The sequence below is a fragment of the Aeromonas sp. R6-1 genome (genome assembly GCF_040908165.1).
GTDB lineage: Bacteria > Pseudomonadota > Gammaproteobacteria > Enterobacterales > Aeromonadaceae > Aeromonas > Aeromonas caviae.
The window spans coordinates 262,424-287,604 of the sequence record NZ_JBFODF010000055.1 but is presented as its reverse complement, the minus strand read 5'-3'; the positions used below and the strand labels follow the sequence as shown (position 1 = coordinate 287,604).

The following is a 25,181-nucleotide window of genomic DNA, read 5'->3' as shown; positions in this document are numbered from 1 at the left end:
ATTAATCCTTTCCGACGTGGAGAATGGCGAGGAAGGCCTCTTGTGGCACGTCCACACGGCCCAGGGACTTCATCCGCTTCTTGCCTTCTTTCTGCTTGTTCAACAGCTTCTTCTTCCGGCTCACGTCACCACCGTAGCACTTGGCGGTGACGTCTTTACGCAATGCCTTGACGGTGCTGCGGGCGATGATCTGGTTGCCGATGGCGGCCTGAATGGCGATGTCGAACATCTGGCGCGGGATCAGCTCACGCATCTTCTCCACCACCTGGCGACCGCGATACTGGGCGTTCTCCTTGTGGGTGATGATGGCCAGGGCGTCGACCCGCTCGCCGTTGATCATGATGTCCAGACGGACCATGTCGGAGGTTTCGAAGCGCTTGAAGCCGTAGTCCAGGGAGGCGTAGCCGCGACTGGTGGACTTCAGACGGTCGAAGAAGTCGAGCACCACTTCCGCCATCGGGATCTCGTAGGTCAGCGCCACCTGCTTGCCGTGGTAGACCATGTTGGTCTGTACGCCGCGCTTCTCGATGCAGAGGGTGATGACGTTGCCCATGTACTCCTGCGGCAGCAGGATGTGACACTCGGCGATGGGCTCGCGCATCTCCTTGATGTTGTTGATGGCGGGCATCTGGGCCGGGCTGTCGATGTGGATGGTGGAGCCATCGTTCAGCTCGATCTCGTAGACCACGGTCGGCGCAGTGGTGATGAGATCCAGATCGTATTCACGCTCCAGACGCTCCTGGATGATCTCCATGTGCAGCATCCCAAGGAAGCCGCAACGGAAGCCGAAGCCCAGTGCCGTGGAACTCTCCGGTTCGTAGAACAGGGAGGCGTCGTTGAGGGAGAGCTTCTCCAGCGCATCGCGGAAGGACTCGTAGTCATCGCTGGAGATGGGGAACAGGCCCGCATAGACCTGGGGCTTCACCTTCTTGAAGCCGGCCAGCGCCTTCTCGGCACCGTGCTTGGCCAGGGTCAGGGTATCCCCCACCGGCGCACCGTGGATATCCTTGATGCCGCAGACGACCCAACCTACCTCGCCACAACCCAGGCCGTCGGTGTCCACCTGCTTCGGCGTGAAGATACCGATGCGATCCACGCCCCATACCTGACCGGTGCTCATCACCTTGATCTTGTCGTTCTTCTTCAGGGAACCGTTCTTGATCCGCACGAGCGACACGACCCCGAGGTAGGAGTCGAACCAGGAGTCGATGATCAGCGCCTGCAGCGGCGCCTCCGGATCCCCTTCCGGGGACGGGATCTTGGCGACGATCTCTTCCAGCACCAGATCGACACCGAGGCCGGTCTTGGCGGAGCAGCGCACCGCGTCCACCGCGTCGATGCCGACGATGTCCTCGATCTCCTCGGCAACCCGCTCGGGCTCTGCGGCCGGCAGGTCAATCTTGTTCAGCACCGGCACCACTTCCAGATCCATTTCCATGGCGGTGTAGCAGTTGGCCAGAGTCTGTGCCTCAACCCCCTGACCGGCATCCACCACCAGCAGTGCCCCTTCACAGGCAGCCAGGGAGCGAGAAACCTCGTAGGAGAAATCCACGTGGCCCGGGGTGTCGATAAAGTTCAGCTGATAGGTGTTACCGTCTTGTGCCTGGTAGTTCAGGGTCACACTCTGTGCCTTGATGGTAATGCCGCGCTCGCGCTCCAGATCCATGGAGTCCAGCACCTGGGCCTGCATCTCGCGATCGGACAGGCCGCCGCAAGTCTGGATCAGACGGTCCGACAGGGTCGACTTACCGTGGTCGATGTGCGCAATAATCGAAAAGTTACGAATGTGTTTCATCGAGCAAGAATCACTCAAAATTAAGTTAGGGTCGGATATGAGGGCAGGATTTTACTGGATAACCCGGTCGACGGCCAATCTTTAGTCGGCGGGCCCCACAAATAGCGCCTTGTCTGGCGGGCGTTGGGCACCTGGATGCCCTCCGCCAGACCCGGCCCCTCAAGAGAGATGACGGGTATTGAGCACCACCCCGAGCATGCGGGGACCGTATTCCCCCTGCTCGAGCCGGTCAGAAAAGTAACGAACCAGTAAAAATCCGATGGCGCCGCCCAGCAGACAGCAGAGGATGGTCACCCCCTCTCCCGCCGACAAGAGCGGCACCAGCCAGAGCTGGCCGAGCAGGGCGCCCAGCAGCAGACAGAAGAGCGGCAGCACGTACACCAGGGCCGCACCGCGCAGGATGCTGGCCTGAGGGATGCCCAGGCGGATCTGCTGGCCCACCGCCACATCGCCGGTGAGGGCGACCCGCAGCCGCTGCGCCTTCATGGGAAAGGCCTTGGCGACGGTGCCGGTCCCGCAGCTGGATTGTTGGTGGCAACCGCTGCAGGCGGATCGCCGCTCGCACTCCACCCAGGCGTGATTGCCGTCGATGGCCACTACTGTGGCCAGCTCTTCACTCATGTTACTCACCTGATGACTCCTCACAGGGGGCGGTGGATGCACCGGATCTCAGCACGGAGGCACCCTCAGGGCAAGTCTCACGGCAAAGACTCACTGCACCGCCTCGTTGCGGGCCAGTGGCTGCACGGCCTCAGCGATGCGCTTGGCGGTTTCGGCGGGCACCTCGCCCACCACGGTGATCTCTACCCCGACCTCGTTGACGAAGCTCACCAGCGAGGTGGCCCCCTGGCGAATCAACTGCTGGCGCACCGCCTGCTTGGGATCGACCCGGGAAACGTAGACGGAGAGATCCACCAGCCCGTCGGAGAGCATCATGTAATCCACCGGCAGACTGGTGCTGACCAGCTGATGCCGATCCTGAGAGAGCACCTTGAAGCCATCGGGCAACCAGGTCAGGTGCCAGTTGAGGGTCTGCTGGGGAGCGGGATAGGCATCTTCCAGCGCCAGCGCATCCGGCAGCTTGCTGCGTGCCAGGGTGACCAGCCAGGGGGCCGGCGCAGATTGCCTGTCCAGATCCACCCCCAGCACCTGTTCCACCAGATTGCCCTCTCGATCCACCATGTCCACCCGCAGCAGCAGATGGCTCTGTTCGTCAATCCAGAGCACGAAGCCGTACTTGTCCGCCTCCTTGGGCACCAGCCGCACCACTTGTGCCACCAGGCCGGCCACCCGGCTGCGGCCCGCCAGCACGGGGTCATAGCTCTCCATCACCCGGGGCAGCGGCATCCTCACCAGGCTCGACCAGACCCCGGGGAAACGCGCCCCCTTGAGGGTGTAGGGTTCATGGGTGTTTTCGAAGAAGGTGTATTCGTTCTGGCGTTGCAGGAACTCCACCGCCTTGCCGTCGAGATAGCTCAGGTGAGCCACCTCCTTGCCATCGATGATCCCGTGGCTGAAACGGATAGGCTCGAGGCGCCCCTGGCGGGCCTTGACCATGGACAATTCGAAGTTTTGTTGCGAAACGGCACTCTGCATCTGCTGCAACAAGGCCTCGGCCGACAGATCGTCGGCCGAGGCCTTGGCACAAATCAACAGGAGAGAGGCCAGCAGGATACGGCTGGACTGGCGCACGATCTGATCCCTAAAAATGCGTTATTCCTGAATCTGCTTGTCTTGCAGCAGACGCTGTTGCAGTTGATGGTCGCGCAGGAAGGCATTGATGCGCTCGCGCTGCTCCTGCATCTGCTGCTCGCTCAGACCTTGCTGACGCACACCGGTCCGGCTGCCATCCTGGGGATAGTGCACGCTCACCGGCGCAGCACTGCCACCCACGGGTATGGTATTGAGCACCGGGCTGCTCGGCACACCATCCTTGCCCTGGTACTGCTGCACGCCGAAGATGACGGCGGCAGCCACGGAGGCGGCAATGGCATACTGCCCCACTTGCTGGCCAAAGCGGCGAACGAAGGGGATCACCTTGCCGGCGGGCTGCACCTGGGGCGCAGCAGGCTGTGCCGGCTTGGGCGCCAGTATGGCGGGTTCATCCTCCAGCGCCAGCATGATGCTGTCGCTGAGATCCAGTTGCAGATTGACCGGCAGGTCACCCCGCATGGCATCACCGATCAGATGGTAACGCGACCAGGTATCCTGCAGAGCGGGATCCGTTCCCAGCTCGTTCAGTACCTCGATTTCGCTGAGGTCGCCATCCATCAGGGCTGAAAGTTGCTCTTTATTTGCCATAAGTTTGCCTGTCTTTCCCCAGTTAATGCTCGATCAGAGGTTGCAGCTTTTTATCGATTGCTTCCCTCGCCCGGAAGATGCGGGATCTCACCGTACCCACCGGACAATCCATGATCTCCGCAATCTCCTCGTAGCTCAGCCCTTCCATTTCACGAAGGGTGATCGCCGTTCTCAAATCTTCTGGCAAGGCTTCTATGGCGGTAAACACAGTACGCTTGATCTCGTCGGTCAGCGCCAGGTTTTCCGGGGTGGCCACCTCTTGCAGGGCTTCACCACCACCATAATATTCAGCCTCGTCCGCTTCGACATCACTGCTGGGCGGTCTGCGCCCCTGTGACGTCAGGTAGTTTTTGGCCGTGTTGACGGCGATCCGGTACAACCAGGTGTAAAACGCGCTCTCACCACGGAATGTCGGCAACGCACGGTAGGCCTTGATGAATGCCTCCTGCGCCACATCCGGTACATCGCCCGGATTGTTGACATACCTGGCCACCAGGTTGACCACCTTGTGCTGGTACTTGCGTACCAACAGGTTGAATGCATTTTTATCGCCACGCTGGACCCGTTCAACCAGCTGTTCGTCCAGTAGATTCTGGTCGCTCATCAGAGCCGTAAAACCCCCATCAGGTTATCGTTTTTCTTTTCCGGCCCCTTCTAAGCGCACAAGTTCAGACAGGAGGAATCAGGGAAAGTTCGCTTGCATTGAAAAAAATGTGATGCGGGCTGCATCACAACCCCCCTTGGGCTACCATGGGGCCAGTTCTTAATCCAGGCCAATGATACTTATGAAAGCAAGTGTTGAATACCTTTGCGACGTACTCATCATTGGCAGCGGTGCCGCCGGTCTGTCCCTCGCGTTGCGATTGGCAGACCAGGCCAAAGTCCTGGTTCTGAGCAAGGGGCCCATCAGTGAGGGGGCCACTCTCTATGCGCAAGGAGGCATCGCTGCCGTGTTCGACGAGACCGACAGCATCGAATCCCACGTGAGCGACACGCTCAACGCCGGCGCCGGGTTGTGCGACCCGGCAGTGGTGGAGTTCACCGCCCGCAACGCCCGCGACTCCATCCAGTGGCTCATTCAGCAGGGAGTCCCCTTCGATCAGGAAGAGGATGCCGAGGGGGAATCCCACTATCACCTGACCCGGGAAGGGGGCCACAGCCATCGCCGCATCTTCCACGCGGCCGACGCCACCGGCAAGGCGGTGCAGCTCACCCTGATCGACCAGGTGCGCGCCCACCCCAACATCCAGCTGATGGAGCGCTTCAACGCGGTCGATCTCATCACCACCCGCAAGCTGGGTCTGCCGGGCAACAAGGTACTGGGAGCCTATGTCTGGAATCGCAACGCCGAGCAGGTCGAGGTGATCCGCGCCCGCTTCGTGGCGCTGGCCACCGGCGGGGCCTCCAAGGTATACCAGTACACCTCCAACCCCGATGTAAGCTCTGGCGACGGCATCGCCATGGCATGGCGCGCCGGCTGCCGGGTGGCGAACCTGGAGTTCAACCAGTTCCACCCCACCAGCCTGTTCCACCCGGACGACCCCAACTTCCTGCTGACCGAGGCCCTGCGCGGCGAAGGGGCCTACCTGCGCCGTCCCGACGGCAGCCGCTTCATGCCGGAGTTTGACGAGCGGGCCGAGCTGGCCCCGCGGGACATCGTCGCCCGCGCCATCGACCACGAGATGAAGCGCCTCGGGGCGGATTGCATGTATCTGGACATCAGCCACAAGCCGGCGGATTTCATCATCAAGCACTTCCCGACCATTTATGAGCGCTGCCTCGCGGTCGGTATCGACATCACCAGGGAGGCGATGCCCATCGTCCCGGCGGCCCACTACACCTGTGGCGGCGTGATGATCGACAACAACGGCCAGACCGACATCCCCGGCCTCTATGCCATCGGCGAGGTGACCTATACCGGGTTGCACGGCGCCAATCGCATGGCCTCCAACTCCCTGCTCGAATGCGTGGTCTATGCCCATCAGGCGGGAGCCGACATCCTGGCCAAGCTGCCCACCAGCGTGGCGCCCCCCAGCCTGCCGGCCTGGGACGAGAGCCAGGTGGATGACTCGGACGAGCAGGTGGTGATCCAGCACAACTGGCACGAACTGCGGCTGATGATGTGGGACTACGTGGGCATAGTGCGCACCAACAAGCGCCTGGCCCGGGCCAAGCGTCGCATCGATCTGCTCAAGCAGGAGGTGCAGGAGTACTACGCCAACTTCCGGGTCTCCAACAACCTGCTGGAGCTGCGCAACCTGTTGCAGGTGGCCGAGCTCATCGTCAACTGCGCCCTGGAGCGCAAGGAGTCTCGCGGTCTGCACTACAACCTGGATTATCCGGACATGCAGCCAGACTCCAAGCCGACCGTGCTGACCCCGGATCGGGAATGACGCCGGATCAGGAATAAGGCCGTTGCGTTCGATTCGGGCGTATGCCCTCCCCCAGATGACCCCGCCCAGGCGGGGTCATCTGCTATGAGCGGCAGATGTGGCAGGTAGAGAGAGACGCCCCTAGCGGACAGCGAGGTGGATGGCGCGGGCCAGGGTGCGGTAGTGTGCAGGGGCCAGGGCATCGGAGAAGAGCCAGAGCTGCCCCTCGGAGCCCTCCACCGTCTTCAGCCGCAACCAGAGCACCCCGGGCAGGATGCGGCTGCGGGGATCCAGCCGATGGCGCCCCCCTTGCCACTCGAGCCACTCCCCATCCCAGACGAGCACGCCGCTCGCCGCCGGATGGCGGCGCAACGCGCGCCACAGACTCAGCCCCCAGACAGGGAGGAACAGCCCCCATTGCCAGCCCTGGATCAGGCTGGCGACGGGCAAGAGCAGCAACAGAAACAGGATGCACAGCAGCAGACGCTGCTGGCGGGAGGCGATCACGGGCATCACTGCCCGCTGGGGAGACGCGAGGCTGGCCATGAGGGGTGGCGGTCGCGAGTCGGGCTCAGCGCAGGCTGTCGTGGCGGGCCTGGTTGCGCTCGAGGATCAGGGGGATCATGGCGGCAAAAGCGGGATCCTCGGGCACGCCGTGACCCATGCACCAGCGGAACAGCTCGGGATCCTCGCACTCCAGCAGGCGGATGAAGGTGCGCTGTTCGGCCTCGCCGAGGCCATCGAACTCGTGCTCAAAGAAGGGCATAAAGATCACATCCAGCTCGAGCATGCCGCGACGGCAGGCCCACTTCAGGCGGGACTTCTCACTTGGGTTCAACATGGAACTCTCCTTACAAAGACCGGGGAATGGTAGCAGCAGGATTTTCCGGCTGACAAACATTCCTTACGTCTTTACCATGCAGGTCACATACTTTCTGTCTCTGGAATCCCATCGTGAGCCTGCCGACCCCTCTTCTTCCTGCCGAGCCGACCCTGTTTTCCCTGACCAATCTGGCCATCACCCGCCTCGGCGGCCCGGATCGCGCCAAGTATCTGCAAGGTCAGGTCACCTGCGACGTCAACGCCCTTCAACCGGGCCAGAGCACCCTCGGCGGCCACTGCGATCCCAAGGGCAAGCTGTGGAGCGATTTTCGCCTGCTCTGCCTGGAAGACAGCCTGCTGATGCTGACCAAGCCCTCGGTGCTGGCCCGCCAGCTGCCGGAGCTCAAGAAGTTTGCGATCTTTGCCAAGGTCGAGATCGGCGAGTTTCAGGGCAGCCTGACCGGACTGGCCGGTCAGGGGACGGACGACTGGATGGCACAGCACTTCGCGCTGACCGGCACCGGTCTGGTGGAGGGCGGCATGGCAGTCAGGGTGGAGGCGGACCGCTGGCTGCTGGCGAGCACATCCCCGCTGGCCCTGAACCTGCCGGTGGGCGACGAAGGACTCTGGTGGGGGCTGGAAATCAAAGCCGGTCTCCCCCATCTGGAAGCTGTCCATCAGGGGGAATACATCCCCCAGATGCTGAACCTGCAAGCTCTTGATGGCATCAGCTTCAACAAGGGCTGCTACATGGGGCAGGAGACGGTGGCGCGCGCCAAGTATCGCGGCGCCAACAACCGCGCCCTCTTCGTGCTGAGCGGCACTGCCGCAACGCAGGTGGCCAGCGGTGACACCCTGGAGATCCAGCTCGGTGACAACTGGCGCCGCAGCGGTCTGGTGCTCAACGCCTGGCAGCAGCAGGGTCAGGTGTGGCTCACCGCCGTGCTGCCCAAGGACACCGAGGCCGACGCCCGCTTCCGCCTCAAGCTGGAAGAGGGCTCCAGCCTCGGTCTGCAACCCCTGCCCTACGCGTTGATCGACTGAATCCCCCCTAGCGAGGCACCCGCGCCAGCAGTGCCTCCTGCAACCAGCGCCCCGCCTGCCCGAGCGGGCGGGCGCGATACCACTGCAACTCCAGCGCCAGTTCCGCCTCGGCGATGAAGTCCGGCTTGAGCACCACCAGCTCCCCCCGCGCCAGGGGCCGGTGCAGCAGAAACTCGGGCACCGCCGCCCATCCCAGCCCCAGTTTCACCAGCTCCAGGATCCCGAGATCCCCCTCCACCCACCACACTTGCGCCGAGAGGCGGAAGCGATGGCGCTCCGTCCCCTCCCGCCGTCCGGTCACCATCAACTGGCGAGCCCCTTGCAGGTCACTCTCCTTCAACGGCGTCTTGTGGGCCAGGGGGTGATCCGGAGAGACCACCAGGGGCATGGTGACCGTCCCCAGGGAGCGGGAGACCAGCTCCCGCTCGGGGTGCGCCTTCTGGTAGCTGATGCCGAGCTGGGCACGGCCGCTCTTGAGCAGCTCGGTCACGTCTTCCATCAGCGGGAACAACAGCTCCAGCTCCACCGCCGGGTAGCGGCTGGCGAACTCCTCCAGCAGGGAGCCAAGCCAGGGCAGGTGGGAGTCATCGTCGATGGCCAGGGTGAGGCGCGACTCGACGCCGTTGGCCAGCTCGCCGGCGATGGCCTGCAGTCGCTCGCTCTGGGCCAGCAGCACCCCCGCCTCCTGACAGATGCGGGCACCCGCCTCGGTCAGCACGGGATAGCGGCCGCTGCGATCGAACAGCGCAAGGCCGAGATCGATCTCCAGGTTGGCGATGGCGGCACTCACCACCGACTGGGCCTTGCCCAGCCTGCGCGCCGCCGCCGAGAACGACCCGGTCTCGGCCGTCGCCAGCAATGCCTTGAAGTGTTCCAGTGAAGGGGTCATGAGCCTGCTCCGCCGTGCTGTTGTGTCGTCACATCTATCTATTTTAGCGATAGATACCAACGTGAATCTATCCGCTTTTGGCGATACATTGCCGCCATTCCCTGACCAAAGAGAGAGACAGACCATGCGTACGACCCGTGACCGCCTGCGCCACGCCATCGGCTTCGAATTGATTGGCCTGCTGATCGCCGCCCCGCTGGCCAGCTGGGTGACCGGCGTCGGGCTCAACCACATGGGCCCCCTGGCCCTGTTCTTCTCGGTGGTCGCCACCGTCTGGAACTATGTCTACAACATCGGGGTGGACAAGCTGCTGCTGCGCTATCAGGGCCACACCCACAAGGCGCTGTGGCAGCGGGTGCTGCACACCCTGGGGTTCGAGGGGGGCCTGCTGATCGTGGCCCTGCCGGTGATGTCCTGGTGGCTCGACATCGGCCTGCTGGAGGCGCTGGTGCTGGATATGGGCTTCGTGCTCTTCTACCTGGTCTATGCCTTCGTCTACAACTGGAGCTACGACAAGGTGTTCCCCATTCCCATGGGACAGGTGCAGAAGGCGCTGGGATAAGCGATTCGAGGGGTAAGGGCGAGGCACCATCATGCGATGGCATGATGGTGCTGAAGAGGGCCTCGCGGGGTCAGGCCTGGGCCTTGACCTCTTCCGGCGGGGCATCGTCCTGCCTGGTTTCCTGGCGCATCATGGCTTCGAGGTCGCTCTGGTACTGGTTCAGCATGCGCTGGGCCGCCACCATGTCCCCCTTGTGCAGGCGCTCGAACAGATGATGCTGCACCACGCCGTTGAGGTACTCCACCGTGATGGGTTGCTCCAACGCCGACAACAGCTCCTCTTTTTCCAGCTCCGCATTGATCTCGTCGACACTGGTACGCAGCAGACCGGCCAGTTGCACCAGCATGCGGCGCTCCCCTTCACGCAACAGGCTCAACATGCGGTTTCTCTGCTGCTCATTCTGTTGGGTCATACATTTCCTTACGTAGAATTGGAACAAGCCCGCTCATTCTGCCCTGTCCTTTTCACAGCGTCCATCTCGGGCGCATGACTTATTCCGGGTGCGGGGGGCCGGGTGCTATTTGCCCCCCGGCCCGGTATAGTAACGGCTGATCCAGGGGGCCCGTGCGCCCCGTTGCCGAGACCGTCCATCCCTATGACCGACGCCATTCTGGTGCTCTGCACCTGCCCCGACGAGACCAGTGCAGACCGCCTCTGCGAGCAGCTGCTCGACCAGCGCCTCGCCGCCTGCATCAACCAGCTGCCCGGGGTTACCTCCGTCTATCGCTGGCAGGGCAAGACGGAACGAACCCGGGAGATCCAGCTCGTCATCAAGAGTCGGGCCGCTCTGTTCGAACCCCTGCGCCAGTGCATTCTCGCCCACCATCCCTACGAGGTACCGGAGATCCTGGCGCTCCCCGCAAGCCAGGGCCACCCTGCCTATCTCGACTGGTTGACACAGGAGACCTCATGACCGCCTCTCACCCCCTCTCCTTCCTGCTGATGCTGCTGGGCCTGCTCTGCGTCCTGACGACGGCCCCCGCCCGGGCCAGCAGCCAGGATCTGCTCGGCAGCCTCGGCATCGAGACCCAGCCCAGATTCCTCAAGGTGGATCAGGCCTTCGCCCTCGAGAGCGAACAACAGGGTGATCGGCTGCTGCTCCGGATACGCATCGCCGACGGCTACTACCTCTATCGCCACAGCATCCGTGTGAAGGGAGAGAACCTCGCCTTCGACGAGCCCGTCCTGCCCCCCGGCACCGAGCACGAGGATGACTTCTTCGGCAAGAGCCAGGTCTATTACCAGGAGGTGCAGATCCCCGTGGCGCTGACCCGGGTCGGGGACGCGGCCAGCCTCACCCTGAGTTACCAGGGCTGCACCGAGGGACTCTGCTACCCACCCACCGACAAGCGGATCGCCGTCGAGCCCCTCGCCGCCCCCGCCCGGGCGGAAGCGGCGGCCCCCCTTCAGGGCACCGACGTGCCGGGCAGCCAGCAGGACAGGCTGGCGGCCGCCCTCGGCAGCCAGGGGTTCTGGATCAGCGTCGCCGCCTTCTTCGCCCTGGGTCTCGGCCTCGCCTTCACCCCCTGCGTCTTCCCCATGTATCCCATCCTGACCGGGATCATCGCCGGGGCCGGGCATCGCCTCTCCACCCGTCGCGCCTTCCTGCTCTCCTTTGTCTATGTGCAGGGGATGGCGGTCACCTATACCCTGCTCGGGCTCGTCGTCGCCTCGGCGGGCCTGCAATTCCAGGCGGCCCTTCAACACCCCTATGTGCTCATCGGCCTCTCGGTGATGTTCGTGCTGCTCGCCCTCTCCATGTTCGGGCTCTACACCCTGCAACTGCCGAGCAGCCTGCAAACCCGTCTCTCGGGCTTCTCCAACCGCCAGCAGGGCGGATCCGTGGCCGGCGTCGCCATCATGGGCATGATCTCGGGACTGGTCTGCTCCCCCTGCACCACGGCGCCGCTCTCCGGGGCCCTCATCTACGTGGCCCAGAGTGGCGACCTCTGGCTCGGCGGTGCGGCCCTCTATGCCCTCTCCCTGGGCATGGGGCTGCCGCTGCTCTTGCTCGGCACCTCTGGCGGCAAGCTGCTGCCCAGGGCCGGCGCCTGGATGGATGTGATCAAGCAACTCTTCGGCTTTGCGCTGCTGGCGGTACCCATCCTGCTGCTCTCAAGGCTCCTGAGCGACCAGATGTCCACCCTGCTCTGGCTCGGCTGGGGACTGGTGCTGTGCGGTTATCTCTATCACCACAACCAGCATCGCGCCCATTCGGTGGGCAAGAGCCTCGGCGGCTTCGTCCTGCTGCTGGGGATGATGGGCCTTGTGGTGGTGGGCAAGGATCTGCTGCTGCCACCCGAGGGGGCCAATGCCGCCGCCCAGACCCAGGCCCCCCGATTCATCCGCATCAAGACCCTGGACGATCTCAAGGTGCAGCTCGCCGCCGCCCGCGGCAAGCCGGTACTGCTGGATCTCTACGCCGACTGGTGCGTGGCCTGCAAGGAGTTCGAGCACAAGACCTTCAGCGACCCCGATGTGCAGGCGCGCTTCGGCGAGATGGTGCTGCTGCAGGCGGACGTCACCGCCAACGACGACGCCGACGTGGATCTGCTCAACGGCCTCAACGTGCTGGGATTGCCGACCCTCATCTTCTTCGATCGCGATGGCAACGAGGTGAACGGCCAGCGGGTGACCGGCTTCATGGGGCCTGTCGAATTTCTCGGCCAGCTGGACAAGCTGCGCTAGATGGAGCTTCGGCGACTGTCAGCGTTTCACCCAGAGCACAGGGGCTGGCTGGAGGAAGTTGTCATGGCAGCCCCAGCCTACAGCTGGCTGACCGAAAGCAAGGGGCCTGCCCCTGCGGATGCCGAAGAGATACTCAAGGTCTGTCCACCGGGGATGGGGCAAGAGGACAAGTTTGTGCTGGCCGTGCTGGAGGGGGAAGAATTGCTTGGCTGCGTCGATCTCATCCGTGGCTATCCCACACCGGATACCGCCTATCTCGGTCTGCTGCTGTTGAAGGAGTGCAGGCAAGGCCGTGGCATCGGCAGCCAAGTCGTCCTACGGCTCATGGAGATGGCGGCAAACTGGGGTTGCACCAACATGCGGCTCGGGGTCATAGAAACCAACCTGCCAGCCCTGCATTTTTGGACCAAGCACGGCTTCCAGCAAGTAGATCGCAAACAGATCGCCGGGTTCAGCGGCGATACCCTGGTCATGACCTGCATCGTTCGCCGTCCCCTTCCCTCGGACCTGCCATAGACTGCTGATTTTTCTGGCAATCCCTTGTATATGACCGACGCCGTGGCAGAATTTGCCCTTTCCCGTCTCGTTCGTCCGGAGTTTTGATGAAAAAGTGGTTCATCCCCCTGCTGGCCCTCTGGCTTTATGGCTGCAACGCAGGTCCCGGTGAAGAGACCATCCAGAGCCAGGTCACCGCCAGGTTGCAGGCGGGCACAGATGCTGACCTGTTCGACATCCGCGACTTCGCCGTGCTCGGCAAGGAGGAGCGGATGGAGGGGGTCTATCTGGTCAAGGTGAGCTACCAGCTCCACTTCAAGCAGGGACTGGATCAGTTGCAGGTGCTGCACGACGAGGATCTCGTCTATGACAGGGTCGGCCCCTTCCAGCAGGAGATGGGGCTGATGGAGCTCGAGCGCAAATATGGCGACTTTGAGGCAGGCCAGGCCCTGGCGCAGGAGACCCAGGTCTGGATGATGAAGACGGAGCAGGGCTGGCGCCTGGCCGAGCCAGACGCGACGCAGCAGGGATAATCCCGGGCCCCCCCTCCCCCTAGAGCAGATCCTTCAGCCGATACCAGAGCATCCCTAGCGCCAGCAACGGAGAGCGCAGCGCCGGGCCACCCGGGAAGGTCATGTGAGGGACGCGGCTGAAGAGATCGAAGCCCCGGCTCTCCCCCTTGATCGCCTCCGCCACCAGCTTGCCCGCCATGTGGGTGGCATTGAGGCCATGGCCCGAATAGGCCTGGGCATAGAAGACGTTGGGATGCTGCTCGAGGCGGCCTATCTGGGGCAGCCGGTTGGCGCCTATGCCTATCATGCCCCCCCACTGGAACTCGATGGCGGTACCCGCGAGCTCGGGGAAAACCCGCAGCAGCTTGGGCTGCATGAAGGCCTTGATATCGCGGGGGTCACGGCCCGAGTAGTTGCAGGCCCCGCCGAACAGCAGGCGACCGTCCGCCGACAGCCGATAGTAGTCGAGCGCCACATTCTGATCGCACACCGCCATGTTCTGTGGCAGCAAGCGCTGGCGCAGGCGCTTCTCCAGTACCTGGGTGGCGAGAATGTAGGAACCCGCCGGCAGCACCTTGCCCCCGAGATCGGGCTGGAGGTCGCCCAGATAAGCGTTGCAGCCGATCACCAGGTAGTCCGCGCTGACCCGGCCGTGGGCCGTGGTCACCTCGACCCGCTCGCCGTAATCGATGTGGGTCACCCTTGAGTGTTCGAACAGGGAGACCCCGAGACTGGCTGCCGCACGCGCTTCGCCGAGGGCCAGGTTGAGAGGATGCAGGTGACCGGAGCCCATGTCGATCATCCCGCCGATATAGCGATCCGACCCGACCACGGTGTGCATCTCCTCCCGTGCCACCATTTTCAGTGCGTGCCGGTAACCCAGGCTAGCCAGGTGCTCGGCATCCTCCTCGAACCCCCTCAGGTGGCGCGCCTTGGTGGCGAGATCGCAATAGCCCCAGGTGAGATCGCACTCGATATTGAAACGCTCGACCCGCTCGCGCACCAGCTGCACCGCTTCGATCCCCATGAGATCCAGCTCCCGCACGCCCGCTTCGCCAATCCAGCGGGCAAACTGGCTGGTATCGTGGCCGATGCCGCGGATCAGCTGGCCGCCGTTGCGCCCCGACGCTCCCCAGCCAATGCGGTTCGCCTCCAGCAGCACCACCTTGTAGCCGGCATCGGCCAGGTTGATGGCGGTGTTGAGGCCGGTGAAACCGCCACCGATGACGCAGACGTCCGCATCCAGCTCACCACTGAGCTCGGGCCACTGCCGATGGTCGTTGCGAGTGGCCGCGTAATAGGAGGCCGTGTGTTCCTGATGTCCCTGTCTTCCTGTCTGCATGCTCAGCATCCTGCCTGGTTGCATTCGTTTACTAAATTAAACGGGTGTCATCGATAATACTCAGCCCCCCATCCCCAATCCAGCCCGTCAGGATCACAGAAATGCAAAAGGCGCCCCGAAGGGCGCCTTTTCATGCAATCAAGGTGCTGCGAATTACAGTACGTCGATGGCGTTCAGGTCGGAGAAGGCCTTCTCCAGACGCGCGATCATGGAAGTCTGACCGGCACGCAGCCATACGCGCGGATCGTAGAACTTCTTGTTCGGCTTGTCGGCACCTTCCGGGTTGCCCAGCTGGCCTTGCAGGTAGGCTTCGTTGGACTTGTAGAAGTTCAGCACGCCTTCCCAGGTCGCCCACTGGGTGTCGGTGTCGATGTTCATCTTCACCACGCCGTAGGAGATGGATTCGCGGATCTCTTCCAGGGTAGAGCCGGAGCCACCGTGGAACACGAAGTCCAGGGACTTGGCAGGCAGACCGAACTTCTCGGAGACGTACTTCTGGGAGTTGTCCAGGATCTTCGGAGTCAGCTTGACGTTACCCGGCTTGTACACACCGTGCACGTTGCCGAAGGAGGCAGCGATGGTGAAGCGCGGGCTGATCTTGGACAGACGCTCGTAGGCGTAGGCCACGTCTTCCGGCTGGGTGTACAGGGAGGATTGGTCCAGGTGGCTGTTGTCCACGCCGTCTTCTTCACCGCCGGTGCAGCCCAGTTCCAGCTCCAGAGTCATGTTCATCTTGGCCATGCGGGTCAGGTACTCGCAGCAGATGTCGATGTTCTCTTCCAGAGACTCTTCGGACAGATCCAGCATGTGGGAGGAGAACAGCGGCTTGCCGGTTTCGGCAAAGTGCTTCTCGCCCGCGTCCAGCAGACCGTCGATCCACGGCAGCAGCTTCTTGGCGGCGTGGTCGGTGTGCAGGATCACCGGTACACCGTAGGCTTCGGCAACGGCGTGCACGTGCTTGGCACCGGAGATGGCACCCAGGATGGCAGCTTGCTGGCCTTCCAGCTTCAGACCCTTGCCGGCGGTGAACACGGCACCACCGTTGGAGAACTGTACGATAACCGGGGCTTTGACCTTGGCAGCAGCTTCCAGCACGGCGTTCACGGAGTCGGTACCGACGCAGTTGACGGCCGGCAGAGCGAAGCCGTTTTCCTTGGCGATGGCGAACACTTTCTGAACGTCATCACCAGTGATCACGCCGGGTTTTACGAAGTCGAAAATTTTCTTAGACATGTTTAATCGTCCTGTCTCGTATGCCGTTAATAAAAAGTGGGGGGTTCATCATGAACCGGCACAGCGGCCACATGATAAACGAAACGGGAGGCTTTTGCCCCCCGTCCCGGGTCAATTAGGCTTTGGCGCGCTCTTCGAGAATCGCGACAGCCGGCAGTACCTTGCCTTCTACGAACTCCAGGAAGGCGCCGCCGCCGGTGGAGATGTAGGAGACCTTGTCGGCGATGCCGAACTTGTCGATGGCAGCCAGGGTGTCACCACCGCCAGCAATGGAGAAGGCCGGGGAAGCGGCGATGGCTTCGGCGATCACCTTGGTGCCTTCAGCGAACTGGTCGAACTCGAACACACCGACCGGGCCGTTCCACAGGATGGTCTTGGCGTTCATGATGATGTCGGCCAGGGCCTTGGCGGAATCCGGACCGATGTCGAAGATCATGTCGCCGTCAGTCACGTCGGACACGGACTTGATGGTGGCCGGGGTGGATTCGGAGAATTCGCTACCCACAACCACGTCGGTGGTCACCGGAATGTTGGTCTCGGCAGCCAGTTTCTTGGCGGTGTCGATCAGGTCGTGCTCGCACAGGGACTTGCCGACGTTGTGACCGGCAGCAGCGATGAAGGTGTTGGCGATGCCACCACCGACCACCAGCTGGTCAGCGATCTTGGAGAGGGATTCCAGTACGGTCAGCTTGGTGGAGACCTTGGAGCCGCCCACGATGGCAACCATGGGGCGCTCGGGCTTGAGCATGGCTTTGCCCAGGGCTTCCAGTTCACCGGCCAGCAGGGGGCCTGCACAGGCAACCGGCGCGAACTGGGCCACACCGTAGGTGGAGCCTTCGGCACGGTGAGCAGTACCGAACGCATCCATTACAAAGACGTCACACAGGGCGGCGTATTTTTTGGCCAGCTCTTCGGTGTTCTTCTTCTCGCCTTTGTTGAAACGGCAGTTTTCCAGCACAACCAGCTCACCGGCGGCGACGTCTACGCCATCCAGGTAGTCTTTGGCCAGACGAACCGGGCAGGACAGTGCGTCTTTCAGATAGTTGACAACCGGAGCCAGGGAGAATTCTTCGTTGTATTCACCCTCGGTCGGACGACCCAGGTGGGAGGTGATCATCAGCTTGGCGCCCTTTTCCAGAGCCAGCTTGATGGTCGGCAGAGTCGCAACGATACGTGCATCGGAAGTGACCTTGCCGTCTTTTACCGGCACGTTCAGGTCAGCACGGATCAGAACGCGTTTGCCCGCCAGATCCAGGTCGGTCATCTTGATAACAGACATATTCAGTCCTCTATATATTTTCAGGTAATGTTAAAAAAACAGTAACCTTGCGCCCGGTGCAGACTTTCAGCCTGCGGCCATCATGGCCCGGGTGGTATCCAGCATGCGGTTGGCGAAGCCCCATTCGTTATCGCACCACATCAACATCTTGACGAGGTTGGCATCGCTGACCCGGGTCTGGGTACCATCAATGATGCAGGAGTGTGCATCATGATTAAAGTCTACGGAGACCAGTGGCTCTTCCGTGTAGTCCAGAATACCGTGTAATGTACCTCTGGATGCCCGTTGCAGGGCTTGATTTACGTCACTAACTGTCACTTTTTTACGAACAGTAATGCTCAGATCCATGGCGGTTACATTGATGGTGGGTACCCGCACCGCGATCGCCTCGAACTTGCCGGCGAAGTGGGGAAGGATACGTTCCAACCCCTTTGCCAGCTTGGTGTCCACCGGGATGATGGACTGGCTGGCTGCCCGGGTTCTGCGCAAGTCGCCGTGATAGGCATCGATGACTTGCTGATCGTGCATGGCCGAATGAATTGTCGTAATAGTACCACAATTTATCTCGAATTCTCGATGCAATGTTTCGATGACGGGGACCACGCAGTTGGTGGTGCAGGAGGCGTTGGAGACAATCCGCTCCCGCCCGGTCAGCACCAGGTGGTTGACCCCGTAGACGATGGTTGCATCCACGTCCGCGTCCGCCGGATGGGAGAAGAGCACCTTGCCCGCTCCCGCCCCCAGATGCAGCTCGGCATCGGCCCGGGAGCCGAACACCCCGGTGCAGTCCAGCACCACGTCCACTCCCAGCGCCCGCCAAGGCAGCCTGGACGGATCCTTCTCGGCAAACAGGGCGATGAGATCCTCCCCCACCTGCATGCTGTTGCCCGCCAGTTGTACCGGATAGCGGAAGCGGCCGTGACTGGTGTCGAAGCGGGTCAGGTGCACCATGGCCTCGGGGGCCGCCAGCTCGTTGATGGCCACTATCTTGATGGTCTTGTCGCGGCCGCTCTCGTAGAGGGCCCGCAGCACGTTGCGGCCGATGCGGCCATAGCCGTTGATGGCAATCTTGATCATGGAAACGTTGTGTCCTTAGCTGCGACAAAGGGATGGGAGGAAGGGGCGACTCACGAGAGCAGTGCCTCGCGAAAGACGCCGCGGGCCAGCAGTGCGGCACCGAATACCCCGGCGCTGTCCCCCAGGGCCGGCGCTATCATGGGGGTGGCGAAGCGGGGGTTGAACAGGAAGGGCAATACCGTTTCGCGCCCGGCGCGATAGAGGCTCTGCACATTGCCCACGCCGCCACCGATGACGATGACGTCCGGATCGAGAATATTGATCACGTTGGCGAGGGCCTGGCCGAACAACAGGTGCAACCTGTCCATGGTGAGCCTGGCGACATGATCATGGGCACTGGCCGCAGCAATCTGGGCGAGCGAGAGACGGCGTTTGGTCCTGGCCTCGTACCAGGCCTCCAGGGCCGGGCCGCTGATGAGGGTTTCGACGCAGCCGCGCTTGCCGCAGTAGCACTCTGGCCCCTCCGGCAACAGGACGTTGTGCCCCCACTCCCCGGCGATGCCGTGGTGACCGTTGAGGATCTGGCCGTTGATGACGATGCCGGCCCCGACTCCGGTGCCCATGATGATGCCGAACACCACGCGTGCAGAGGGGTGATGCTGGCGCACCGCCCCCAGATGGGTTTCCGCCAGGGCGAAACAGTTGGCGTCGTTGGCGATGAGCACGGGGACGCCCAGCCTGCGCTCAAGATCTTCCTTGAGCGGCTTGCCGTTGAACTCGGTGGTGTTGCTGTTTTTCAGCAGCCCGGTCTGGGGGTCCCGGGCCCCCGGCGTCCCCATGCCGATGAGTGCAGGACGCTGACCGAGTTTGGCGGCACACTCGTCCACCAGTTTGGCGATCTGGCCCAGCATGTGCTGGTAGCCGCCGTGCCGTTCAGTGGGAATGCGGTGGCGCAGCAACACCTCGTCGCCATCGAGCACCACGCACTCGCACTTGGTCCCGCCAAGGTCGATGCCCCAATCCCACGCCCGCTTCTCCATCCAGCCTCCTGCCCCTCAACGACCCCATCCCGGCCACGACGGCCAACATGGGGGTGCAGTGTAACCCGAGCCGCGACCAGGATGCAGCCCCCTGTGTCACGGACAGCAAAACGGGGCCCGCAGGCCCCGTTCATCACGCTGTTTGCCGCCCTCAGCGACCATGGTACCGGGCGGAGAGCTCATGCACCGCGTTGACGAACACGCCGGCATGTTCCGGGTCCACATCCTGATGGATGCCGTGGCCCAGGTTGAAGACATGACCGTTGCCATGACCGAAACCGGCCAGAATGGTGGCGACCTCTTCGCGGATCCGCTCCGGGGTGGCGTAGAGCATGGAGGGGTCCATGTTGCCTTGCAGCGCCACCTTGTCGCCCACCCGGCGTTTGGCGTCCGCGATGTCGGTGGTCCAGTCCAGCCCCAACGCATCGCAGCCGGTGGCGGCGATCTGCTCCAGCCACTGGCCGCCGTTCTTGGTGAACAGGGTGACCGGCACACGGCGGCCCTCATGTTCACGGACCAGGCCATCGACGATCTTGTGCATGTACTGCAGGGAGAAGTCACGGTAATCCCGCGGGGTGAGCACGCCGCCCCAGGTGTCGAATACCATGACCGCCTGGGCACCCGCCTTGATCTGGGCGTTGAGGTAGGCAATCACGCTGTCTGCCAGTTTGTCGAGCAGCAGGTGCAGGGTCTGCGGCTCTGCATACATCATCTGCTTGATCTTGGTGAACGCCTTGGAGCTGCCCCCCTCCACCATGTAGGTGGCCAGGGTCCAGGGGCTGCCGGAGAAGCCGATGAGCGGCACGTCGCCCTTGAGCTCGCGGCGGATGGTGCGCACCGCATTCATCACGTAGCCAAGCTCGTCTTCCGGATCCGGGATGGGCAGGGCCTGCACGTCGGCCATGGAGGTGATCGGGCGCTCGAAGCGCGGGCCTTCCCCGTGCTCGAAGTAGAGGCCCAGCCCCATGGCATCGGGCACGGTCAGGATGTCGGAGAAGAGAATGGCGGCATCGAGTGGATAGCGGCGCAGGGGCTGCAAGGTGACTTCACAGGCCAGCTCGGCGTTGCGACACAGGGACATGAAATCCCCCGCAACGGCGCGGGTCGCCTTGTATTCCGGCAGATAACGGCCAGCCTGACGCATCATCCATACCGGGGTCATGTCCACTTCCTGGCGCAGCAGGGCACGCAGGTATCGATCGTTTTTCAGCTCTTTCATCCCAGTTCCTGAGTCATGTCACGCATAAAATGGCGGACATGATACCACTTTGTGCAAGGCTGAGGGCGCCCCTGACGCCGCACATCGCCGCAGGAGTGCAAAGATGTGAGGGGGCGCATACAAGCGCCCCCGTTTTCCCTCAACGCGCCTCGGCGAGGCACTGTTCGATGAGCCGGCGCGCTATGGTGCCATGAGGGGGCAAGCGCGGCAGCCGGTCAGCCTCAAAGAAACCTGCCGCCACCAGTTCGTCATCCTGCACCCGGATCTCGCCGCTCTCGTAGTCGGCGGTGAAGCCCATCATCAGGCTGTGGGGGAAGGGCCAGGGCTGGCTCGCCACGTAACGCACATTGGTCACCCGGATGCCGCTCTCCTCGAACACCTCCCGCGCCACGCACTGCTCCAGATTCTCCCCTGCCTCCACGAAGCCGGCCAGCACGGTATACATGGGATCATCCGCCTGATAGTGACGGCGGTGGGCTGCCAGCAAGATAGCCGGCCCCTTGCGCACCGCGACGATGATGCAGGGGGAGATGCGCGGATAGACGACATGGCCATGATGACACCCCTGGGCCCACTCTCCTTCCCTCGGGGTCATGGGGGCGCCGCACTCACCGCAGAAACGATGGGTTCGGCGAAAAGTGGCGAGCTGCCAGGCCCGTCCTGCAAGGCGAAAGCCCTCTTCGTCCCCCGCCACCATGAGCTGGCGCAGCGGGGCCATGGCCCCGGTCTCCGCCTCCGCCCCCAGATCCAGCAGATGGCAAGGCAGGCCGTCCCACTCGTCGAAGCGCTCGAAGGGGGCGGTGTGCAGATGGGTGGGCAAAACGGCGCGGGCCCCTTGTGGAATGCGCCCCTGTTCATCCAGCAGGACGAGGTGATCGCCCCCCAGCACGAACCAGAAGGCCTGTTCAGTTGATGACATATGATGAAGGCTCTTGTTGAGAATGCTCGCGGCACAGGATCGTTCGCCTCATATTACGAGCGGGAAGGGCCGATGGCGACCCCCGACATGGCCCTCTTCTCGCCAGACACACCATGAAAAAAGGCCGCCTCTGGCGACCTTTCATCCTGTTGACCGCAGGGGCGATCAGTTCATCCAGCGCTCGCTGCTCTTGCGACGGCGCGGGAGCATGGGCAGGAGGATCCCGAGCAGGATGCCGCCCCCCACCATGGCACCACCGCGGATGAACCAGTCCATCTGCATGTCGTGCTCACGGTTGTCATAGCTCTGGGTCAGGGCGTCGTTCTGTTCCTTGAGGCTGCTCATCTCGGCGCTCTGGCTGTCCAGACGGGCTTTGAGGCTGGCGATCTCCTTGCTCTGCTCGGCGATCTTGCCATCCTTCTCGGCGAAGCGTTTCTCGTTATCGCCATTGAGGTTCAGCAGACGGGCCTTGGCTTCGTCCAGCTCTTTCTGAACCTGGGGAAGGCGTTCACGCAGGCTGATCTCCCCCTGCAGCTCGCTGTTCTTGATCCAGCCCTCGCGGCCACGACCGTCCACCACCTGGGTGAATCCGGCCTCCTGGTTCACCGCCTTGACCTCCAGCGGCTCACCGGCCTTGACGCTGCCGAGGATCCGGTACTGGGTACCCGGACCGTTGTGGATATAGGTAAAGATGTTGTCTGAAACATAGCGGGTATCGGCTAGTGCCTGTTGGGCACACAAGCAGATCAGGATCCCGAGAAGGGCGCGCATGGTCGATCGATTCTCTTCGTTGGATTAGGTTGCAGGCCGAATGTTAAGCCGCCTGCGGGTCAAAGGACAAGCAAAGAAAAGCGCCATCTCCCCGAGTGAGAGCTGTCTCGCAGCGCCGCCGGTTTACGACGCGACCATTCCAGACGTCGCACCTACTTCTGTTTCAGCGCCTGCACCTCGGCGCGCAGGGCTTTGAGCTCTTTGAGCAGTTGCGCCTGCTGTTCGCTCTGTTGGCGTCGCCACACCGCGGTGTCGTCGTTGGTCTTGCCGGGATGGACGAACAGGCTGGCCATGAAGCCGCTGAGGGCGCCAAACAACCCCACGCCAAAGAGGATCAGCAGGCTGGCGACGAAGCGCCCCTCCTCCGTCTTGGGCACCAGATCCCCGTACCCCACGGTAGAGAGGGTCACCAGCGTCCACCAGAAGGCATCGTAAGGAGTCTGGATCTGGCTGCCGGGTTGCCCCGTTTCCAGCCAGTACATGACGCCGGAGCCGACCCCCAGCAACAGGAAGAAGAGGAAGAGAATGCCGGAGAGGGTGGTTTCGTTGCGTTCACGACGGAACATGGCCAGCAGATCCGGTCTGTCCCGGAGCAACTGGTAGACCCGCCACAGCTGGATGAGCCGCGCCCAGCGCAGTTGTTCCACCATGGGCAGGCTGCCGGGCAGATAGAACCAGTTGCTCTTGAAGAAGGCCATCCTGTCGGAGGCGCGCGCCCAGCCATAGGCGAAGTGAGCGAGGAAGAAGTAGCAGATCAGGCTGTCGACATCATAAAAGAGCTGCAAAGTCTGGGGGCTCAGTTCACCGTGCCCCAGCCAGCGAGCTGCCACCAGGCAGACCGAAATCACGGAGAGAAACCCCATCAGCAGATCCATGGTACGCAAATGAGTTAAGTGATGTCGCATACATTTTCCAACTTTAAGCACGGTGCAAATTAATAAAAAGGAAGATAATGCCGATAGCTATGACGGCAAAGGAATAATGGACGTTGAAAGGAGAAAAATTATGCAGTTGAACCCGCTGGAGAGGCGCATGAGCAACATCCGACTGGTGCCCAAGGTGGTGCTGCTCATGGTGTTCAGCACCCTGCTGCTGCTGGCCAAACTCTGGTTCGATGCCAGCAACCTGGAAGCGACCCTGCTCAGCGAGGGCATTGATGCCGCCATGGCCAACACCATCGCCGATCGCCTGCTCTGGACCGGGCTGGTGGAGACGGCGCTCATGGGGGTCGTCTTCGTGGTGCTGCTGCTCACCGGCTCCCGCCTCATGGTCAAGCAGGTCCACTACCTGGTGGGGCTGCTGGAGCGTTTCGCCAACAAGGATCTCAGCCACAGCGTGCTGCTCAAGTCCCGGGACGAGTTCGGCGACATCGCCAAGGCGGTGGCCCACTCCCAGGAGAACCTCAAGGAGGTGTTCGGGACCCAGCGTGCCGCCTGCAAGGAGCTCAACGAGATCGCCTCCCAGGTGACTCTCTGCATGGATGAGGCGAACGAGGCCATCAACGAGGAGTTCACCCAGATTGAGCAGCTTGCCAGCGCCATGAGCCAGATGGTGGGTGCCATTCGAGAAGTGGCCAACCACGCGGAGCAGGCGTCCCACGCCACCGCCGAAACCAGCCAGCTGGCCGAGGAGGGCAGCCGCTGCGTGGCGGCTACCGTCAACACCATCGACACTCTCTCCGGCAACATCCAGCGCTCCTCCACCGTGGTCAACGAAGTGGAGCACGGGGTCGATCGCATCGGCTCCGTGGTGGACACCATCCGCAGCATCTCCGAGCAGACCAACCTGCTGGCCCTGAACGCCGCCATCGAGGCCGCCCGCGCCGGTGAGGCGGGTCGCGGTTTTGCCGTGGTCGCCTCCGAGGTGCGCGAACTCGCGAACCGTGCCCAGGCAGCCACCGTCGAGATCCAGAAGATGATCGAGCAGCTTCAGGGCAACGCCCGCCAGGCCGTCGGCCTGATGGCCGAGAGCGTGCAGCAGGCGGACAAGGGGGTGGAGCAGGTGACCCAGGCAGGTACCCAGCTCGACACCATAGTGCAACGGGTGCAGGGAGTGGCCGACATGAACCGCCAGATCGCCGCCGCCTCCGAGCAGCAGAGCTCGGTCGCCGAGGAGATGAATGCCAACCTGGAGCAGGTCAAACAGGTGGTGGAAGGCTCCGTCGTGGTGCTGCGGGAGCTGAAAGATGCCTCCGAACTGGTGGAACACCACAGCCAGACGCTGGACAGCCATATCCAGGCCTTCAAGCTGGCCTGATGCTGGCGCCCATCGTCAAACCTACAGGCTGGCCTGAGGTCGTGATTTGAGTACACTGGAAGGCCCCCTTAGGGGCCTTTCTTTTTTCATCACGGCAAGGAGCCAGGATGCAGACCACAGAACCTGCGCTTGAGATAAGCGACGACAAGGGACGCCTCGACGTCCCGCTCATTCACCGTTTCCTCAGTGAAGAGGCCTACTGGTGCCTCGGCATTCCCCTCGCCACCCTGCAGCGGGCCATCAACCACTCCCTGTGCTTCGGAGCCTATCTCGATGGCCAGCAGGTCGCCTTCGCCCGGGTCATCACCGACAAGGCCACCTTCGGTTATCTCGCCGACGTCTTCGTGCTGCCCGAACATCGCGGGCGCGGTCACAGCAAGGCCCTGGTGGCAGCGATCCTCGCCCACCCGGAGCTGCAAGGGCTGCGCCGTCTCTCCCTCGCCACCTCCGATGCCCACGGCCTCTACGCCGGTTTCGGTTTTGTGCCGCCGAGAAGCCCCGGCAGCCTGATGGAAATCTACGACCCCGAGATCTACCGGCGTCCCTGAGCCCGGCCGATCGCCAGATCCGTCGCCGGATCACCTTCCGGGCAGCGGCGCTGTGACGCCAGCGCCCGGGAGTGCTA

At 62.7% G+C, this 25,181-nt stretch carries 27 protein-coding genes; 9 read left to right on the top strand and 18 right to left on the bottom strand.

Translation table 11 applies throughout. From position 1 onward, the window contains the following. Nucleotide 1 precedes the first annotated feature (1 nt). From lepA to rpoE, 5 genes are all read right to left on the bottom strand, one after another. Entirely contained in the window at nucleotides 2-1,795 is a 1,794-nt protein-coding gene (lepA, locus tag AB5Y68_RS20640; RefSeq protein WP_010675641.1) for a translation elongation factor 4, read from the bottom strand. A 159-nt stretch (nucleotides 1,796-1,954) separates the two neighbouring features. Then, complete coding sequence (locus AB5Y68_RS20635; protein ID WP_039040538.1) at nucleotides 1,955-2,416, bottom strand: SoxR reducing system RseC family protein; 462 nt, start codon at nucleotides 2,414-2,416, stop codon at nucleotides 1,955-1,957. A gap of 90 nt (nucleotides 2,417-2,506) precedes the next feature. Then, nucleotides 2,507-3,487 (bottom strand): MucB/RseB C-terminal domain-containing protein, encoded by a 981-nt coding sequence (locus AB5Y68_RS20630; protein ID WP_010675643.1) that lies wholly within the window; start codon nucleotides 3,485-3,487, stop codon nucleotides 2,507-2,509. Nucleotides 3,488-3,508: 21 nt separating this feature from the next. Next, a complete protein-coding gene (locus AB5Y68_RS20625) occupies nucleotides 3,509-4,096 on the bottom strand; it encodes a sigma-E factor negative regulatory protein (RefSeq protein WP_039040539.1) in 588 nt (195 codons plus the stop codon). Nucleotides 4,097-4,118: 22 nt separating this feature from the next. Continuing rightward, nucleotides 4,119-4,700, bottom strand: a complete 582-nt coding sequence (rpoE, locus tag AB5Y68_RS20620) for an RNA polymerase sigma factor RpoE (RefSeq protein WP_010675645.1) — start codon at nucleotides 4,698-4,700, stop codon at nucleotides 4,119-4,121. A gap of 181 nt (nucleotides 4,701-4,881) precedes the next feature. Here rpoE and nadB point away from each other — a divergent pair, with 181 nt between their 5' ends. Continuing rightward, complete coding sequence (gene nadB, locus AB5Y68_RS20615) at nucleotides 4,882-6,489, top strand: L-aspartate oxidase (protein WP_010675646.1); 1,608 nt, start codon at nucleotides 4,882-4,884, stop codon at nucleotides 6,487-6,489. Between the two features lie 120 nt (nucleotides 6,490-6,609). Here the strand turns inward: nadB and AB5Y68_RS20610 are convergent, their stop codons facing one another. Both AB5Y68_RS20610 and AB5Y68_RS20605 read right to left on the bottom strand, forming a co-directional pair. Continuing rightward, nucleotides 6,610-6,981, bottom strand: coding sequence for a protein YgfX (locus tag AB5Y68_RS20610; RefSeq protein WP_039040608.1), 372 nt, complete (start codon nucleotides 6,979-6,981; stop codon nucleotides 6,610-6,612). 58 nt (nucleotides 6,982-7,039) lie between these two features. Then, nucleotides 7,040-7,309 carry a succinate dehydrogenase assembly factor 2 gene (locus AB5Y68_RS20605; protein WP_010675648.1) on the bottom strand — a complete coding sequence of 90 codons (270 nt, stop codon included), beginning with the start codon at nucleotides 7,307-7,309 and terminating at the stop codon, nucleotides 7,040-7,042. A 113-nt stretch (nucleotides 7,310-7,422) separates the two neighbouring features. On the opposite strand from AB5Y68_RS20605, the gene ygfZ reads away from it, so the two are divergent. Beyond that, nucleotides 7,423-8,334: a tRNA-modifying protein YgfZ gene (gene ygfZ, locus AB5Y68_RS20600; protein ID WP_039040540.1), complete on the top strand. Its 912-nt coding sequence runs from the start codon at nucleotides 7,423-7,425 to the stop codon at nucleotides 8,332-8,334. A gap of 7 nt (nucleotides 8,335-8,341) precedes the next feature. On the opposite strand, the gene AB5Y68_RS20595 is transcribed toward ygfZ, so the two are convergent. After that, the gene (locus AB5Y68_RS20595; RefSeq protein ID WP_010675650.1) at nucleotides 8,342-9,223 is read right to left on the bottom strand and encodes a LysR family transcriptional regulator; all 882 of its coding nucleotides are present in this window, start codon (nucleotides 9,221-9,223) and stop codon (nucleotides 8,342-8,344) included. A 124-nt stretch (nucleotides 9,224-9,347) separates the two neighbouring features. On the opposite strand from AB5Y68_RS20595, the gene AB5Y68_RS20590 reads away from it, so the two are divergent. Continuing rightward, complete coding sequence (locus AB5Y68_RS20590) at nucleotides 9,348-9,785, top strand: PACE efflux transporter (protein WP_039040541.1); 438 nt, start codon at nucleotides 9,348-9,350, stop codon at nucleotides 9,783-9,785. A 70-nt stretch (nucleotides 9,786-9,855) separates the two neighbouring features. On the opposite strand, the gene AB5Y68_RS20585 is transcribed toward AB5Y68_RS20590, so the two are convergent. Then, nucleotides 9,856-10,197 carry a hypothetical protein gene (locus tag AB5Y68_RS20585; RefSeq protein WP_039040542.1) on the bottom strand — a complete coding sequence of 114 codons (342 nt, stop codon included), beginning with the start codon at nucleotides 10,195-10,197 and terminating at the stop codon, nucleotides 9,856-9,858. 183 nt (nucleotides 10,198-10,380) lie between these two features. Here AB5Y68_RS20585 and cutA point away from each other — a divergent pair, with 183 nt between their 5' ends. The 4 genes from cutA (at nucleotide 10,381) to AB5Y68_RS20565 (ending at nucleotide 13,501) form a co-directional block, all read left to right on the top strand. Next, nucleotides 10,381-10,698, top strand: coding sequence for a divalent-cation tolerance protein CutA (gene cutA / locus AB5Y68_RS20580; RefSeq protein ID WP_010675653.1), 318 nt, complete (start codon nucleotides 10,381-10,383; stop codon nucleotides 10,696-10,698). After that, nucleotides 10,695-12,473, top strand: a complete 1,779-nt coding sequence (locus tag AB5Y68_RS20575) for a protein-disulfide reductase DsbD (protein ID WP_039040543.1) — start codon at nucleotides 10,695-10,697, stop codon at nucleotides 12,471-12,473. Before cutA ends, AB5Y68_RS20575 begins: the two co-directional genes overlap by 4 nt. A gap of 63 nt (nucleotides 12,474-12,536) precedes the next feature. Then, nucleotides 12,537-12,989 carry a GNAT family N-acetyltransferase gene (locus tag AB5Y68_RS20570; protein ID WP_050498250.1) on the top strand — a complete coding sequence of 151 codons (453 nt, stop codon included), beginning with the start codon at nucleotides 12,537-12,539 and terminating at the stop codon, nucleotides 12,987-12,989. Nucleotides 12,990-13,075: 86 nt separating this feature from the next. Beyond that, nucleotides 13,076-13,501: a hypothetical protein gene (locus tag AB5Y68_RS20565; protein WP_039040544.1), complete on the top strand. Its 426-nt coding sequence runs from the start codon at nucleotides 13,076-13,078 to the stop codon at nucleotides 13,499-13,501. Nucleotides 13,502-13,520: 19 nt separating this feature from the next. Here AB5Y68_RS20565 and AB5Y68_RS20560 read toward each other — a convergent pair whose 3' ends face one another. From AB5Y68_RS20560 to AB5Y68_RS20520, 9 genes are all read right to left on the bottom strand, one after another. Further along, nucleotides 13,521-14,822, bottom strand: a complete 1,302-nt coding sequence (locus AB5Y68_RS20560) for an FAD-binding oxidoreductase (RefSeq protein WP_039040545.1) — start codon at nucleotides 14,820-14,822, stop codon at nucleotides 13,521-13,523. Between the two features lie 153 nt (nucleotides 14,823-14,975). Next, nucleotides 14,976-16,055 carry a class II fructose-bisphosphate aldolase gene (gene fbaA / locus AB5Y68_RS20555; protein ID WP_010675658.1) on the bottom strand — a complete coding sequence of 360 codons (1,080 nt, stop codon included), beginning with the start codon at nucleotides 16,053-16,055 and terminating at the stop codon, nucleotides 14,976-14,978. Between the two features lie 115 nt (nucleotides 16,056-16,170). Then, entirely contained in the window at nucleotides 16,171-17,334 is a 1,164-nt protein-coding gene (locus AB5Y68_RS20550) for a phosphoglycerate kinase (protein ID WP_039040546.1), read from the bottom strand. Nucleotides 17,335-17,400: 66 nt separating this feature from the next. Next, on the bottom strand, nucleotides 17,401-18,411 hold the full coding sequence (gene epd, locus AB5Y68_RS20545) for an erythrose-4-phosphate dehydrogenase (RefSeq protein WP_039040547.1): 1,011 nt from the start codon (nucleotides 18,409-18,411) through the stop codon (nucleotides 17,401-17,403). Between the two features lie 50 nt (nucleotides 18,412-18,461). Continuing rightward, the gene (locus AB5Y68_RS20540; protein ID WP_039040548.1) at nucleotides 18,462-19,391 is read right to left on the bottom strand and encodes an ROK family protein; all 930 of its coding nucleotides are present in this window, start codon (nucleotides 19,389-19,391) and stop codon (nucleotides 18,462-18,464) included. A 151-nt stretch (nucleotides 19,392-19,542) separates the two neighbouring features. Then, a complete protein-coding gene (gene hemE / locus AB5Y68_RS20535) occupies nucleotides 19,543-20,610 on the bottom strand; it encodes a uroporphyrinogen decarboxylase (protein ID WP_039040549.1) in 1,068 nt (355 codons plus the stop codon). Nucleotides 20,611-20,749: 139 nt separating this feature from the next. Continuing rightward, nucleotides 20,750-21,529 (bottom strand): NAD(+) diphosphatase, encoded by a 780-nt coding sequence (gene nudC, locus AB5Y68_RS20530; RefSeq protein WP_039040550.1) that lies wholly within the window; start codon nucleotides 21,527-21,529, stop codon nucleotides 20,750-20,752. Nucleotides 21,530-21,694: 165 nt separating this feature from the next. Beyond that, nucleotides 21,695-22,300 (bottom strand): TIGR04211 family SH3 domain-containing protein, encoded by a 606-nt coding sequence (locus tag AB5Y68_RS20525; RefSeq protein ID WP_010675664.1) that lies wholly within the window; start codon nucleotides 22,298-22,300, stop codon nucleotides 21,695-21,697. Nucleotides 22,301-22,452: 152 nt separating this feature from the next. Continuing rightward, complete coding sequence (locus AB5Y68_RS20520; RefSeq protein WP_029314808.1) at nucleotides 22,453-23,205, bottom strand: potassium channel family protein; 753 nt, start codon at nucleotides 23,203-23,205, stop codon at nucleotides 22,453-22,455. Nucleotides 23,206-23,305: 100 nt separating this feature from the next. On the opposite strand from AB5Y68_RS20520, the gene AB5Y68_RS20515 reads away from it, so the two are divergent. Then, nucleotides 23,306-24,556 (top strand): methyl-accepting chemotaxis protein, encoded by a 1,251-nt coding sequence (locus AB5Y68_RS20515; RefSeq protein WP_010675666.1) that lies wholly within the window; start codon nucleotides 23,306-23,308, stop codon nucleotides 24,554-24,556. Nucleotides 24,557-24,663: 107 nt separating this feature from the next. Continuing rightward, nucleotides 24,664-25,104: a GNAT family N-acetyltransferase gene (locus AB5Y68_RS20510; protein ID WP_039040551.1), complete on the top strand. Its 441-nt coding sequence runs from the start codon at nucleotides 24,664-24,666 to the stop codon at nucleotides 25,102-25,104. Nucleotides 25,105-25,181 lie beyond the last annotated feature (77 nt).